Origin of the sequence: Duncaniella muris (genome assembly GCF_003024805.1) — a bacterium.
GTDB lineage: Bacteria > Bacteroidota > Bacteroidia > Bacteroidales > Muribaculaceae > Duncaniella > Duncaniella muris.
Map to the genome: position 1 here is coordinate 75,941 of NZ_PUEC01000003.1, position 15,474 is coordinate 91,414.

At 55.2% G+C, this 15,474-nt stretch carries 10 protein-coding genes and 1 tRNA gene; 3 read left to right on the top strand and 8 right to left on the bottom strand.

Annotated features, from left to right (window positions below; translation table 11 throughout):
* Nucleotides 1-42: 42 nt before the first annotated feature.
* Nucleotides 43-1,398 carry an RIP metalloprotease RseP gene (rseP, locus tag C5O23_RS01875; RefSeq protein ID WP_107031262.1) on the bottom strand — a complete coding sequence of 452 codons (1,356 nt, stop codon included), beginning with the start codon at nt 1,396-1,398 and terminating at the stop codon, nt 43-45.
* 45 nt (nt 1,399-1,443) lie between these two features.
* Entirely contained in the window at nt 1,444-2,601 is a 1,158-nt protein-coding gene (locus tag C5O23_RS01880; protein ID WP_107031351.1) for a 1-deoxy-D-xylulose-5-phosphate reductoisomerase, read from the bottom strand.
* 106 nt (nt 2,602-2,707) lie between these two features.
* On the opposite strand from C5O23_RS01880, the gene C5O23_RS01885 reads away from it, so the two are divergent.
* Nucleotides 2,708-4,921, top strand: coding sequence for a tetratricopeptide repeat protein (locus C5O23_RS01885; protein ID WP_161553528.1), 2,214 nt, complete (start codon nt 2,708-2,710; stop codon nt 4,919-4,921).
* Between the two features lie 62 nt (nt 4,922-4,983).
* Nucleotides 4,984-7,029 carry a M3 family metallopeptidase gene (locus C5O23_RS01890; RefSeq protein ID WP_107031264.1) on the top strand — a complete coding sequence of 682 codons (2,046 nt, stop codon included), beginning with the start codon at nt 4,984-4,986 and terminating at the stop codon, nt 7,027-7,029.
* Nucleotides 7,030-8,120: 1,091 nt separating this feature from the next.
* Here C5O23_RS01890 and C5O23_RS01900 read toward each other — a convergent pair.
* From C5O23_RS01900 to C5O23_RS01920, 5 genes are all read right to left on the bottom strand, one after another.
* Nucleotides 8,121-9,050, bottom strand: coding sequence for an RluA family pseudouridine synthase (locus tag C5O23_RS01900; RefSeq protein WP_107031266.1), 930 nt, complete (start codon nt 9,048-9,050; stop codon nt 8,121-8,123).
* 50 nt (nt 9,051-9,100) lie between these two features.
* Entirely contained in the window at nt 9,101-11,428 is a 2,328-nt protein-coding gene (gene topA, locus C5O23_RS01905; RefSeq protein ID WP_107031267.1) for a type I DNA topoisomerase, read from the bottom strand.
* A 226-nt stretch (nt 11,429-11,654) separates the two neighbouring features.
* Nucleotides 11,655-12,350, bottom strand: coding sequence for an SIR2 family NAD-dependent protein deacylase (locus tag C5O23_RS01910; RefSeq protein WP_107031268.1), 696 nt, complete (start codon nt 12,348-12,350; stop codon nt 11,655-11,657).
* 92 nt (nt 12,351-12,442) lie between these two features.
* Nucleotides 12,443-12,892: a nucleoside deaminase gene (locus C5O23_RS01915; protein ID WP_107031269.1), complete on the bottom strand. Its 450-nt coding sequence runs from the start codon at nt 12,890-12,892 to the stop codon at nt 12,443-12,445.
* A 476-nt stretch (nt 12,893-13,368) separates the two neighbouring features.
* Nucleotides 13,369-13,442 (bottom strand) — tRNA-Arg (locus tag C5O23_RS01920).
* Nucleotides 13,443-13,610: 168 nt separating this feature from the next.
* On the opposite strand from C5O23_RS01920, the gene C5O23_RS01925 reads away from it, so the two are divergent.
* The gene (locus C5O23_RS01925) at nt 13,611-14,369 is read left to right on the top strand and encodes an outer membrane beta-barrel protein (protein WP_107031270.1); all 759 of its coding nucleotides are present in this window, start codon (nt 13,611-13,613) and stop codon (nt 14,367-14,369) included.
* Nucleotides 14,370-14,385: 16 nt separating this feature from the next.
* Here the strand turns inward: C5O23_RS01925 and C5O23_RS01930 are convergent, their stop codons facing one another.
* Nucleotides 14,386-15,426, bottom strand: coding sequence for a 3-dehydroquinate synthase (locus C5O23_RS01930; RefSeq protein WP_107031271.1), 1,041 nt, complete (start codon nt 15,424-15,426; stop codon nt 14,386-14,388).
* Between the last annotated feature and the right edge of the window lie 48 nt (nt 15,427-15,474).

Genomic DNA, 15,474 nt, shown 5'->3' on the forward strand with positions numbered 1-15,474 from the left:
ACAGTTTATAACAATGTGTGTGGGCGGGGGAGAGGGGCCGGGTTATTTGAAGAATGCCCGGAAAATATCGTTGCCGTTGGCGTAGAGCAGCAGAAGCAGCAGGAAGGCCATGCCGATGTATTGGGCTACGATCAGAACCTTTTCCGGAGCCTGCCTGCGGGTGATGATCTCGTAGAGGAGGAACATGACGTGCCCGCCGTCGAGTCCGGGAATGGGGATGATGTTCATGAATGCGAGCGCAACGGAAAGGAAGGCGGTTATTTCCCAGAAACTGAGCCAGTTCCAGCGTTCGGGAAACATGTTGCCGATTGCTCCGAATCCTCCGAGGCTCTCGGCCCCCTCCTGCGAGAAGACGTGTTTCATCGAGCTGACGTAGTTTGTGAGGGTGGTGGTGCCGATTTCCCAGCCTTTGGGGAATGACTGGAAGAAGCTGTAGTCAATAGTCACTGGGTTGTAGACGGCTGTGATCGGTCTGAGCTGGAAGCCGAGTTTGCCGTGTCCGTTGGGGGTGACTGGCAGACGCAGGGTCTTGCCGTCGCGCTCCACGGTCACTGTGGTCTCTTTCCCGGCATGGCTGACAAGGGCCGGGGTGAGCTCGGTGAACGAGGGAGTGGCTGTCGAGTCAACGGCTATGATGTGGTCGCCTTCTTTCAGTCCGGCCTTAGCGGCGGCCTCGCCGGGTACGATGCGGTCTATGTAGACCGGCAGGCGGTAGGCCAGGAAGCCCTTGTCTTCGTTGAGACGGAAGATGAAGTCATCGGGGATGGCGATGTCGACGGTATCGCGGTGGTTGCGGATCACTGTGACCACGTCGGCGTCGGCCATATGGTAGGGATAGTCACCCTTCGATGCGTCAAGCAGACGGCCGTCGGCCTTGTAAGGGATGTCGCCGTTGCGGAATCCTGCTTTCTGGGCAGCGGGAGCGAAGTCGAAGCCTTCGGTGGCAGCTTCGAAAGGTATGTACTGCGATCCCCAGTGCATGGCAATGCCGGCATAGATCAGAATCGCGAGTATGAAGTTGAAGAGCACGCCGCCGAGCATCACCAGCAGTCTCTGCCAGGCCGGTTTGGTGCGGAATTCCCAGGGTTTGGGCTCCTGCTTCATCTGTTCGGTGTCCATCGACTCGTCGATCATGCCGGAGATCTTGCAGTAGCCTCCGAGCGGGAGCCAGCCTATGCCGTATTCAGTGTCGCGCCATGAGCTTTTGTTTGGGTCTGCGCCCTCTTTGGCTTTGGGTTTCCACTTGAACAGCGAGAAGTAGGGGTCGAAAAACATGTAGAATTTCTCGACTCTGATGCCGAAAATGCGGGCGAAAATGAAGTGGCCGAATTCGTGGATGATCACGAGGAAGGCCAGGGCCACTATGAGCTGAAGGGCTTTTATAAGGAATGTTTCCATAAAAATTGTCAGTGTTGCTTATGATGTTGTTTTTTTACAACCTCTTTATTTGCGTGTCAGATTTTCTTCGGTAAATTTGATGGTGGCGTGATGTGTGGCCACATAGTCATCGAGCGACGGATATGCAATGAAGTCGATGGCCTCAAGCGCCTGGGTGATGCAGCTGTAGATGGCTGGGAAGGAAATGCGTCCGTCAAGGAAGGCGCGCACTGCCACTTCGTTGGCGGCGTTGATGATGCAGGCCGTGTTTCCGCCGCGGCTGAGGGCATAGGGGGCGAGGGTCAGGCAGGGAAATTTTTCTGCATCGGGCTTCTCGAAGGTCAGCGTCGAATAGTCGGCAAGACTCAGCGGGCGTTCCGATGAGGGCAGGCGCGAGGCATCGCCGAGAGCATAGCGGATCGGCAGGCGCATGTCAGGAATTCCGAGCTGGGCTTTGACGGCACCGTCTATAAATTCGACCATCGAGTGGATGATTGACTGTGGATGCACCACGGCCTCGATTCTCTCCGGCTCAATGTCGAAAAGCCAGCGGGCCTCGATGATCTCAAAGGCCTTGTTGAGCATGGTGGCTGAGTCGATAGTGATCTTGGCTCCCATCTGCCAGCGCGGGTGCAGCAGGGCCTCGCGGGCGGTCATCCGGGCTATGTGCTTGCTGTCCATTGTGCGGAACGGACCTCCCGAAGCGGTGATGATAAGTTTGTTGACCGAGCCTTTTTCCTCGCCGACCAGACACTGGTAGATCGCCGAGTGTTCCGAGTCGACGGGTATCACTTTTGACTTTGATTCGGCGAGAAGGCGGCTGACCAGTTCGCCGGCCACTACAAGAGTTTCCTTATTGGCCAGAGCTATTTCCTTGCCTGTGCGGATGGCGCGGACAGTGGGGAGCAGGCCGCTGTAGCCTACGGTGGCGGTCACCACCGTGTCGAAATCGTCGCGCTCCATCGCATCGGCTATTGCCGCGGCGCCGGAGGCAGTCTCTATACCTAAGGGAGAGAGAGCCTCGTGCAGACGGGCATATTTCGACTCATCGGCTATGATAGCAAGAGCCGGACGGTGAATGCGCGCCTGCTCTATCAGCTCGTCGACCTTAGAGCCGGCTGTCAGCACCGTGGCCTTGAACCGGTCAGGGAAGTGGGATATGACATCGAGTGTCTGCGTTCCGATCGAACCGGTTGAGCCGAGGATTGCTATATTATGTGGCATATGTTTTCAGATTGGTTGCTTTAAGAAGTGCAAAAATACGGAAAAATCCTCATTTTGGCATGATTTTTGCGGGAATAATAGTAAATTTGCATATACACGAACTCCAATGAATCACCATATAGATATTTCAGGAGACATTGACCGTCTTCTTGACTCAGGGCGCATCAACGACGCTCTCGATCTCATCGACAACGCAGCCTCGTCGCTCGGAGCCATCGCCGAGATCCGCTCGGCCACAGCCCGTCTGCGCGAAAGCTACAGGCTGATGACCCACTACGCCCTTCAGGGGCTGCCCGATCCGGCCCGTCCGCAGCTCTTCGCCGAGCTTTGCGGCTCGGTGCGCTCGCTTGCCGACGATCTTCACCGCCGTTCGCGCATAGCCGATGCCCCGACGCTATATTTCAACACCCTGCGCTTTCAGCTCAGCAGCCGCGACCTGACAGTGGCCGCACTCATCGGCGAATATCACCGCGTCAACCGCCGCCTGCAGATGGCAGTGCTGACCGAAGACGCTGAAAAGGCAGGCCGCGAACTGACCGTCAGGGCCGAGTCGCTGGAGAAAGATATCTTCAACTTCATCTGGACCACCTCGCCACTGTCGGTCGACGATGCCGTCGCCATAGGCAATGTCATGGCCGATCCCTCGCTGCCGCGCCATTTCAAACTGCTCTGCATCGGGGCTGTCATGATGGGCGAGCTTGAATATCACGACGAACGCCGCCTGCGTCTGCTGATGGATGCCTATACTGTTGACGATGCCGAAATTTCAGTCCGCGCTCTCTGCTCTCTGCTGATAGTCATGTCGATGCGCCGCGACCGTCCGTTCTCACCCTCGCTCTCGCGCCGCTTCGACTCTCTGCGCGAGGATCCGCGCTGGCGCTCTGACGTGCGCATGGCTTTCATGCAGTTTATCCGCGCGCGTGACACCGAGCGCATAGGTCGAAAACTCACCGACGAGGTGATTCCCGAAATGATGAAACTGCGTCCTGAGATCGAGAAACTCGGCCGCAAGCCGCTCGATCCTGAGGCTATGGAAGAAAACCCCGAATGGGCCGAACTGCTTGACAAATCCGGAATTTCCGACAAGCTGAAGGAGCTTCAGGAGATACAGGAAGACGGCGGCGATGTTATGATGGTGACCTTCAGCAAGCTCAAGACATTCCCGTTTTTCAACGACATATCAAACTGGTTTCTGCCCTTCCACTCGTCTCACTCCTCGATAGCCGGAAGCGGCGACACCTCAGTGCGCCTCCTCGGCGAGATCATGGATGCCGCGCCGATGTTCTGCGACGGCGATAAATTTTCGATCATCCTCTCGCTCTCACAGGTGCCCGCATCGCAGAGAGAGATGATGGCCTCGCAGCTCAAGGCCCACTCGGCCCAGATGGCGGCCATGAGTTTCGGCGATCTGCCGCAGGCTGGCAAAGACCGCGAGCGCATTGCCGGGCGCTATGTGCAGGATATCTACCGCTTCTTCCGCCTCTTCCGCCGCAAGGGTGAGTTCCGCGACCCCTTTGCAGTGGCCTCGTCGCTCAACCTTGTCACCCTGCCGCAGCTCTCGGAGGTGTTTGACGATGCCGACACCCTGCGCCTTGTCGGAGAATTCTATTTCAGACACGGCCACTATGCCGATGCCTTTGACCTCTTCGACCGCCTCTCGTTCAAAATGCCACCTTCCGCCGAACTCTTCCAGAAGATGGGCTACTGTATGCAGATGACCGGCAATCTCGCCGAGGCCATACGCTATTATGAACAGAGCGAGTTGCTCAACTCGCAGAGCGAATGGACCGTCAAGCGTCTCGCCTTCTGCCACCGTCAGAACGGCGACTGGGAAAAAGCTCTCTCTTATTATATCCGTGTGGCCTCAGCGCGCCCCGACGACTCCGCCCTGGCTCTCAACATGGGCCGCTGCCACATGCTCTGCGGACGCTATGAAGAGGCCCTGAAATTCTTCTATAAAGTCGAATTTCTCGCCGGAGAGTCTGACCGCTCCTCGCGCCCAATAGTCCGCTGCTCACTGCTCTCAGGCGATCTCGAACGCGCGCGCCGTTATTCCGCTCTGATTCTCTCTCGCGATCCTTCCGCATCCGACTTCCTTGCCGCCGGCCATCTCGAAGTGCTGAGCGGAAGCCTCGACAAAGCCGTGGAGCGCTATGCCTCCTCAATTGCCGCGCGCAACTTCGACCGCGATGACTTCATGCGCGACTTCAACGCCGACCGCCACCTGTTCAGCTCGTTTCCCGCGCCTGACTCTCTGACCCTCGGCCTGCTGCTTGACGAAGCCTTCCGCCGCTCCTCCGAACTCGGCCAGAGCCTCTGATCAGCTCCTCTCAGATATCCACACCAACCGCACAGAACCTTTACCCCTCCTCCGATCCCCACATGTCACAGACCCAAAATCCATTTTTCTCGGAATTTACCTCCACTCCATACGGCACCGCACCCTTTGACCGCATCTCGGTTACCGACTACGAACCCGCCATCGACCGTGGCATCCGTCTCGGCCTTGAGGCTGTCGATGCCATTGTTGCCAACCCCGAACCCCCGACGTTTGAAAACACCATCGTGGCGCTTGAACATGCCGACCGTGATCTCAACCGCGTGCTTATGGTCTTCGACCCGCTGCTCTCGGCCATGACCGACGATGCCATGATGGAACTCTCGCTCAAGATCACACCCCGCCTTTCTGACTATTCCACATCAATCTCGCTCAACCGCAGACTCTGGGAGCGCGTCAAGGCCGTCTATGACAAGCGCGATTCACTTGGCCTCGACACCGAAGACTCCATGCTCCTGCGCCGCACCTACGAGTCGTTTGTGCGCAGCGGCGCTCTGCTCGAAGGCGATGACCGCGAGACCTACTCATGGCTCTCAAGCCGTCTGAGCGAACTGACCACTCTTTTCGGGCAGAATGTGCTCAAAGAGCTCAACACCTACGAGATCTGGCTCTCTGCCGATGACCTTTCCGGACTCCCCGAAAGCTCCGTCGAAGCCGCAGCTCTTGCCGCCAAGGAGAAAGGCCGCGAGGGGGAATATCTCTTCACTCTCGCACAGCCCGTCTACATGGCTTTCATGAAATACAGTGACCGCCGCGATCTGCGCGAAAAGATGTATCGCCTCTACTCCGGACGCAACGTCAGCGGCGACTTCAACAACCTCCCCGTCATGAAAGAGATAGCCGAGACCCGTATGCACCTCGCACGGCTTCTCGGCTACGAGACCTTTGCCCACTACCGTCTGGAGAAATCTATGGCGAAGACCCCTGAAAAGGTCTATGAGCTGCTAGATTCGCTGCGTAATGCCTATCGCCCCGCAATGGAAGCCGAGCTCCGCGAACTTTCGGCTTATGCCTCGCAGACTGAAGGCCGGGAGATAGAGCTGTGCCCCTGGGACTACAGCTACTATGCCAACAAACTGAAAAACGCGCGTTATGCCTATGATGAAGAGGCCCTGCGACCCTATTTCGAACTCGGCAACGTCATTGACGGAGTTTTCGGACTCGCCACCCGTCTCTACGGTGTCACATTCAGGGAAAACAATGAAATCCCGGTCTATCATCCCGATGTAAGGGCCTATGAGGTCATTGACCGTGACGGTTCCTTCCTCGGAATCATCTACACCGACTTCTTCCCGCGCGACAGCAAGCGCCCCGGTGCGTGGATGACTGAATTCCGCAGCGAGGAGATCACCCCTGAGGGTGAACATATCCGCCCTCACGTCACCATAGTGATGAACTTCACAAAGCCTACCGCCACCCGGCCCTCGCTTCTTGCGCCCTATGAGGTCGAGACCTTCCTCCATGAGTTCGGCCACGCGCTCCACGGCCTCTTCGCCGCCACAAAATATGCCTCGCTTTCAGGCACCAACGTGTTGCGCGACTTTGTGGAACTCCCCTCGCAGTTCAATGAAAACTATCTGACCGAAAAAGAATTTCTCGATGGCTTCGCCCGCCACTATCAGACCGGCGAACCGATTCCCGCCGAACTCGTTGACCGCATAGTCGCAGTCTCGCGCTTCGGTGCGGCCTATGCCTGCCTGCGTCAGCTCAATTTCGGACTGATTGACATGGCCTGGCACAGCATCACCTCGCCGGTCGACGATCCGGAGGCATTCGAATGTGAGGCCGGAGCGCCGGTCGCAATGTTCGCCCACATTCCCGGATCCGTCATCGGATCTACCTTCTCCCACATCTTTGCCGGCGGATATGCCGCAGGCTACTACAGCTATAAATGGGCCGAAGTGCTCGATGCCGACGCTTTTGCAAAATTCAAGGAAAACGGTATTTTTGACCGTGCCACGGCAGAATCATTTCGCACCTGCATTCTAATGCGCGGAGGCACCGAAGACCCCGATCAACTCTACCGCCGTTTCCGAGGCCAGGACCCCTCCATCACAGCCCTTCTTGCCCGCGACGGCATCACCGAATAGCTCCTGACAGCCCTGCCTCGGAGAGGCTATGTTTTCGAGACATTTAGGAGAGTTGCGATCTCATCCGAACCCCGCCTTGTCGGACACCCGACGTCTGTGGTGCCATCCGGGGCGGTAAATCGGTGTCCTTGACCGGACACCACATTTGTTTGAATGTCTTTTATCCCCCGACACCTACGCGCAATGCGCTGCGGTGTCGGGGGCTACTATTAAATCGGTGTCCTGCCGGACACCCGCTGACCGGAGACCCTCCGGCCCCCCGTCATCCACGGCCCATCCGGACACACTTTGTCTGACCCCCGCTGACCGCAGACCCTCCGGCCCCTGCCATCCACGGCCCATCCGGACACGCTTTGTCTGACCCCCGCTGACCGGAGACCCTTCGGCCCCCGCCATCCACGGCCCATCCGAAACCCGTTTTGTCTGACTCGTTTCAGTCTGTGGATCTGTCTGTGTCAAGCTTGCGCGTGTTGGTCCGGATTTGTCCGTGTCAAGCTTGCGCATGTTGAGACCGGATCTATTCGGGCCACGCAGCGCGCTGAGACCGGATGGTGATGTCCGTCAGGACATCGGTTTACTCGTAGCCCGTGACACCGCAGCGCAAAGCGCGCAGGTGTCACGGGTTTGGAATTCCCACCTGCATGTGGTGTCCGGCAGGACACCGATTTACCGCTCCGGATGGGGTTCCTCCGCATTATCGCACTATTTTCGGGGGTGGCGTGGTGTATATTTGCAAAAATTATAAATTTTTGTGCTCTATGAAACCCACCATCCCCCAGGACCTCCCGGTCTCGAAAAAATTTTATACCCGTCTGAGTGACAACATCCGCTCGGCCATCGAGTGCGTCAGCTGGACCGGGCGTACAGCCTCATATTACGAAACTATGGAGGCCATCAACATCTATCTGGTCCACCGTATTGAACCCGCAGGTGACATCTCGACAGACTCCCTGCTGATCTTCTATCTGCTCCGCCCCGACATAGACAAAGCCGTAGAACGCTCCCGCAAGGCACGCGAAAGCGCGGCCCGACGGCGCCGGGCAAAGAAGTCAGTTTCTGATGAAAAGGGTAATAGCTTGTCAGACAGTGAATCACATTCCGACCATGCGGGCGAACGAGGCCGGTACCGGAGTGGAGAAGTTCATGTCCTTCCGGGTCATCGGATGGATAAAACGAAGCGTCTGAGCATGAAGTGCCATACGGTGAATGGGCGAACTTTTCGCCCCGTAGCGGCGATCGCCGGCAATGGGGTGACCAAGATCTTTCATATGGACACGGATCTGGTTTTTGCGTCCGGTGTCCAGAGAGACCTCCATCAGCGAATACCCGTTGCGCGAGCGCAGGGTCCGGTAACGCGTAACGGCTAACTGTCCCTCCTCAGGCTTATCGGTGGAATAGACTTCAAAACGCGAATTTTCAGCAAGATAGCTGCGCACTTCCCCCTCTTCGGATTCCGGACGTCCCTCCACAACCGCAAGATACTTGCGGGCAATCACCATATTGTTCCAGTTGTGCTGGAGCTTGTCTTTGGCCTCCTGGCTCTTGGCGAAGACCATCAGTCCGGATGTGTCGCGGTCGAGACGGTGAACTATGAAGAGCTTGTTGCGCGGGTCCTGCCATTTCAGATATTCGCGCAGTATGCTGTAGGCCGTCCCTTCCTTGATCTTGTCAGTGCCCATTGACAGCAGTCCGTAGCCCTTGTTGACCACTATGATGTCATCGTCTTCATAGACCAGCTTAAGACGGCGGTTGTAGAACACGCGGAACTCGCGGGTGAGATTGGCTTTCACCTCGTCGCCGGCCTTCAGCGCCATGTCAAACTGGGTGGTCGGAATGCCGTTGACTGCTATCTGGTTGTGGCTCAAAAGATTCTTGATCGCTGTGCGTTTGCGCTGAGGCATCGCGCCGATCAGAAATTCAAGAAGTGCGGCCTCCTCGGCCACCTGATAGGTTTCGATTACATCGGGCTTGAACTTGTTGCGTTCGGCGCCCGGCTTGGTTGAATATGTTCTTTTGGCCATTGATTGGGTAATGTGTCTGATGCTGAAAGGGGGTAGGGGAGAGCTATTGATTATTTCTTGCGTCGCACAGTGCGCTTGGGCGCCTTCTCCTGGTCTGCCATGATAGCCTTGACCTCATCGAGAGTAAGAGCTGCCGGATCGGTCACACTTTTCGGAATCTTATAGTTGGTCTTGTTGTGGGCTATGTAGACACCGTAGCGGCCGTTGAGTATCTGTATCTCCGGTTCCTCGGCGAACGTCTTGACAACCTTGTTGCTGTCAGCCTCGCGCTTGGCGCGGATCAGCTCGGCGGCTTCTTCAAGGGTAATCGAAGTCGGTGAAAGGTCCTTGGGGATGCTGACAAACTTGCCGTCGTGGCGTATGTAGGGCCCGAAACGGCCTATTGCGGCAACCACTGTCTTGCCTTCTATTTCGCCAACAGTGCGGGGCAGGTCGAAGAGTTTCAGAGCTTCCTCAAGAGTGATGTCAAAAACGCTCTGGTCTTTGCGCAGAGACGCGAAACGCGGCTTTTCCTTGGAATCGGCTGACCCGATCTGCACCACAGGCCCGAAACGGCCTATCTTGACCGAAACAGGTTCGCCGGTGGCCGGATCGGTGCCTAACTGGCGTTCGCCCACCTTATGCTCGGTGCGCATTTCGTTGGCCTTCTCCACTTCCGGATGGAAGAGTCCGTAGAAACGGGCTATCTCCTTGTTCCAGTCACTTTCGCCTTCGGCTATGCGGTCGAATTTCTGCTCCATGTCGGCTGTGAAGTCATAGTCGAGAATGTCAGGGAAATTGGCCGTGAGGAACTCATTGACAATAATGCCGGTGTCGGTCGGGATGAGCTTCCCTTTTTCTGCACCTACGCTTTCGGTCTTTGTGGCCGAGCTTAGTTTGCCGTCGGCTTTAAGTGTCAGAACCTTGAACGGACGCTTCTCGCCGGCTTTCTCCCCTTTGACTATGTATTCGCGGTGCTGGATGGTCGAGATGGTCGGAGCGTAGGTCGACGGGCGGCCTATGCCGAGCTCTTCCATCTTCTTGACGAGCGATGATTCGGTATAGCGCGGAGGCGCGAGAGTGAAACGCTCCGTGGCGCTGATGTTTTCGGCTGTAAGCTGTTCGCCGGGATTGACCTGCGGCAACATGTCGTCACCTTCGGGACTCTGGCTGTCATCATCATCGTTGCCTTCGAGATAGACTTTCAGGAAACCGTCAAACTTGATGACCTCACCGCTTGAAGTGAAATGCTCCTGACGGCCTGAGGGACTGATGTCGATAGTGGTCTTCTCCAGTTCGGCATCTGCCATCTGTGAAGCCATTGTGCGCAGGCGGATCAGGCGGTAAAGCCGCTTTTCCTGCGAGGTGCCTTCCACCGTCTCCTTGTCGATATAGGTCGGGCGGATGGCCTCGTGAGCTTCCTGCGCGCCTTTAGAGTTGGTGTGATAGCGGCGCACCTTCAGATATTTATCGCCGAGCTCTTCGGTGATGAGTTTCGATATGGTTGCCACAGCAAGCTTCGAGAGGTTGAGCGAGTCGGTACGCATATAAGTGATGTGACCTGCTTCGTAGAGCTTCTGGGCCACCATCATGGTCTGTGACACAGTGAATCCGAGCTTGCGGCCAGCTTCCTGCTGGAGGGTCGAGGTGGTGAAGGGGGGCGCCGGCGACTTTTTGAGAGGTTTGACGCTGATGTCGGAAACCGTAAACACTGCCTTCTTGCAGGCTTCGAGGAATTCACGCGCGCTTTCCTCATCAGGAAGACGCTTTGACAGTTCCGCCCTCAGCTGGGCACCGCCGGGAATGGTGAAAAGCGCTGTCACTCGGTAGTAAGGCTCCGACTTGAAGGAATTGATCTCGTTCTCGCGGTCAACTATCAGACGAACGGCCACTGACTGCACACGGCCGGCCGAGAGCGCCGGCTTGATCTTCTTCCAGAGCACAGGCGACAGCTCGAAGCCCACCAGACGGTCGAGCACCCGTCGGGCCTGCTGGGCATCGACAAGATGCAGGTCGATGTCACGCGGATTCTCGATCGCTTCAAGAATAGCGTTCTTGGTGATCTCGTGAAAGACTATCCGCTTGGTGTTTTCCGGCTTCAGTCCGAGCACCTCGTAGAGATGCCATGCTATGGCTTCTCCCTCGCGGTCCTCATCAGATGCGAGCCAGACTGTCTCAGCCTCCTTGGCGGCTTTCTTTAGCTCGGTGACAAGATTTTTCTTGTCGGCCGGAATTTCATAGACTGGCTGGAAGTCGGAATCAACCTTGATGCTGATATCTTTCTTGCGGAGGTCACGGATATGACCGTAGCTCGACATGACCTTATAGTCCTTGCCGAGGAATTTCTCAATGGTCTTGGCTTTGGCCGGAGACTCTACTATGACGAGGTTTTTCAACATATTATAGTATAACGCTATGGGTGGTGCGCCTTGACTGACACTCTGCCCCACCGATTCGGGTGGCCTGGATGATGGCCGGATTCAGAGCGCAAAGGTAGGAAAAATATAAACAGATTCTTAAAATTAGGTTAATCCTTTAACAATTTCTCACATTTAGAGATTGTAGCAAACTGTTTTGCAAGGATTTTCAACTTGCCGGAAAGCCGCTTAGAGTTTTTTTAACCTCTTATTTTCCTTCGGGCCTGAGAAGCTCTATGAGCCGGGTCACTCCCTGAGTGGCGGTCGCAGGGATCACTGTGACATTGTCAGGAACTGCCGCCGGACGCGGGTCTATGTAATAGACCGGAACTCCCGGCCTGACGTAGTGAAGCAGACTCGCCGCCGGATAGACCGCGAGCGAAGTGCCTATCACCGCGAATATGTCGGCCTCGCGCGTCCATTCTATAGCCCGCTCGATGTTGGGCACAGCTTCCTGAAAGAAGACTATGTGGGGTCTCACCGGATCTCCGTAGCTGTCGCGCGTATCCGGACTGGTCTCAAGATGCTCTTCATCGAGCGTGTAGATGCGGGTGTCATCACGCATGGACCTCACCTTCATCAGCTCGCCGTGGAGATGCAGAATCTTCGAACTCCCGGCCTTCTCGTGGAGATCGTCGACGTTCTGTGTGATCACATACACGTCATACCATTTCTCCAGCTCCACAAGCCCCCGGTGGGCGGCGTTGGGCAGGCACTTCACCAGCCCCTTGCGCCGTTCGTTGTAAAACTGGTGGACAAGCGCAGGATTGCGCGCGAAGCCATCCGCGCTACACACTTCCATCACTGGATAGTTCTCCCACAGACCTCCCGCATCGCGGAACGTCGAGACTCCGGATTCGGCCGAAATACCGGCTCCGGACGAGATTACAAGTTTCGGTTTCACTGTCAGGCTATCTTTTATTGATCAACTTATGTTTTTTTGATTATCTATGGAGAGGGAGCCGTCAGACTTTTCTGACACCGGCATATTCTAATCTAACGCTTCGACTTGAAAAAAGTGCGCATCAGCTCCGCACATTCATCGCCGAGCACACCGGATGTCACCGTGGCCCGCGGATGGAAAGGCGATCTCGACGTGAACGACCGGTAGCCCCGCTTCTCATCCGCCGCCCCGTAGACCACACGGCCTATCTGCGCCCATCCTATGGTGCCCGCACACATCAGGCAAGGCTCCACTGTGACATAGAGCGTACAGTTCTGAAGATACTTCCCGCCAAGCATCTGCGCCGCAGCGGTTATGGCCTGCATCTCCGCGTGGGCCGACACATCGGCCAAAGCCTCCGTCAGATTGTGGCCACGGCCTATGACCATGCCCCGCGGCGACACAATCACCGCACCTATCGGCACTTCGTCTCGCTCCATAGCCTCCCGCGCCTCGGCCAGAGCCATGCGCATGAACTTCTCGTCGCTTTCCTCTTGAGTCATAAATCCAAATCTTGATTGTCGGAATGCAATTGTAAGTAACTCTGAAAAATTAATTTATACGATATGCGGGATTTATTCAGAGGCAGAATCGAGGACTGAAGAGGGAGTTTATAGACATAAACGACCGATGAAGAACTTGATTCTGACCGGAATAAAACCGCAGAGAGTATAAAAGATCATCCATAGGAGATACTAATGTACATTATATCGTTTAATTTTGAAGAGTTACTTAAGTGCAAATATAAACTTAAAAATCGAATGGACAAAACCGGAATTGCCTTTGCCCGCCTACGGAGCAATCCCCGGTCTCAGCCATGTGAAACCGGGGATTGCTCTGGTGTAGTCGGTCCGTTGATAGAGCGCGGACTCTCTTAATCGGTCTTATTGGGGATTCTGTACAGTGATATCCGCAGACGGTGATAAAGGCCGACGAGGCGGGGGATGAAAAAAGCCCGCTTGGTGAAGCGGGCTTGGTGTGACTCCTACAGGATTCAAACCTGTAACCTTCTGATCCGTAGTCAGATGCTCTATTCAGTTGAGCTAAGGAGCCGTTGTGTTGTCGTTTTTGACTCTGCAAAGTTAGAAATAATTATTCAATTGTGCAAAAAAAATATCATTTTTTGGCAATTTTTATATCAGGGGTTGCTTATAAGGGCTTTTTGATGTAATTTTGGATTGAAATAAAGCAGTCAAATATAATCACACACGCGCTAATGTTATGAAAAAAATCTTTACCGCCGCCGTCATCGCTGTCGCAGCTCTGTTATTCCCGACAGCTGTAAAGTCACAACTGATTGTCTATGGTAAGCCCGATAAATTTTTCGAGACCCAGGTCCACTTGCTGGCAGGTGGCAGCTACGTGACGGAAAACTATAAGAGCTGTTTCCCGGCTGTTTCTGATGTCAACAATTCGATGGGTTTCGCCTGGGGTGTGGGCTTCAGGGCCAAGTTCAATCTGACTTCTTTCGTCGGGCTCGGCACTGAGCTGAACTATCTGCGCAATTCGGGCAAACTGGATCTGGCGGTGACCCAGGAGGGTGAGGCCAATGTGTCAAATGTATTCATCAAGAATAATTACCGTACGTTCAACGTGCCTATTTTCGCGTCATTCACTTTCAATCTGGCTCCGAGAGTAAAATGGAATGCCGACGGCGGTATATTCATGAGTTTCGGCATAGGAGGTAAGCAGAAGGCTACGATATATAATGCCAAGGTCAATGAGCTTGGCCAGCTCGTGACAAACATATCGCACCCGACGGCCGATTACTATAAGAGTGACCGCGGATTTATCAACTCCTATCGCGATTTCGACATGGGATTGCATCTCGGCACGGGCCTTACGTTCATGAACAAGATCTCGCTCGGAGTGAGATGCCAGTTCGGTTTCCGGAATGTGGCTATGGGCACAAGTGCCGCGATAAAGACTCCGAATTCTCATAATGTCAATGTGATGGCTACCGCAGGCTATATTTTCTGATATTCCTGATCCGATCTCAGATCAGGTCGCGGAAGATGTCAAAGGCGGCCAGAATTTCGTCTGCGGATGCGGTGCGGTCGATCAGCGGCTGTCCGGGAGCTGAGAGGAGGGTAAAGTTGATCTGCGAGGGAGTGTCGTTTTTCTTGTCGTGGCGCATATATTCGAGAAGAGCCTGATAATCGTTGCATGAAACGTCTGGCGATCCGTAGCCCTGGTCCTTCAGATAGGCGGCATAGCGGTAAAGTTCGGCCGAGGGGAAGGCTTCGAGCGAGTGCGAGATGATCATTTCCACCAGTATGCCGAATGCGACTGCATAGCCGTGGGGCATGGGTCGACCTTTGTGCATGGCAAGCGCCTCGAAAGCATGGCCGGCTGTGTGGCCGAGGTTCAAGGCACGGCGTATGCCTTTTTCGCAGGGGTCTTCCTCGACTATGCGCTCTTTGACACGCACGCTTCTTTCGAGCAAGGGAAGCAGACGGCTAAGATCGGCATCAAGAATGTCGAAATCAAGCAACGCGGCATAGTCGGCGGCTGACGAAAGAAGACCGTGTTTCAGCATCTCGGCATAGCCTGAGAGCAGTTCGGTTTTCGGAAGAGATGCAAACAGGATTGTCGAGATGACCACTGCTTCTGCAGGGGCAAAGGCTCCGATCTCGTTTTTGAGTCCCTCGAAGTTTATGCCGGTCTTTCCACCTACAGCCGCATCGACAGCCGAAAGCAGAGTGGTCGGCACATTGATGAAGCGCACTCCTCGCTTGAAGGTGGCTGCTGCAAATCCTCCCATATCGGTTACAACGCCGCCACCTATATTAATTACGAGTGATTTCCGTGTGGCTCCCTGGTTGATCAGGCTACTCCAGATGTGGCTCAGAGAATCGAGATTCTTATGGTCGTCGCCCGCAGGGACGGTGATTACCGGATAGTCGAGTCTGAGTTTCGGGAGCACTGCATCCGCGACGTTGGTGTCGGTTATTATGTGGACGCTTGCGGGTGCGAGTTCGTTGACGAAAGTTTTTATAGCTTGGGCTACTTCATTTGTGTAAACTATTTTCTGCATTTGGAAGGCGTGGGTGTAAGAGACGGGGTTAATGAGATTCAGGTGGCT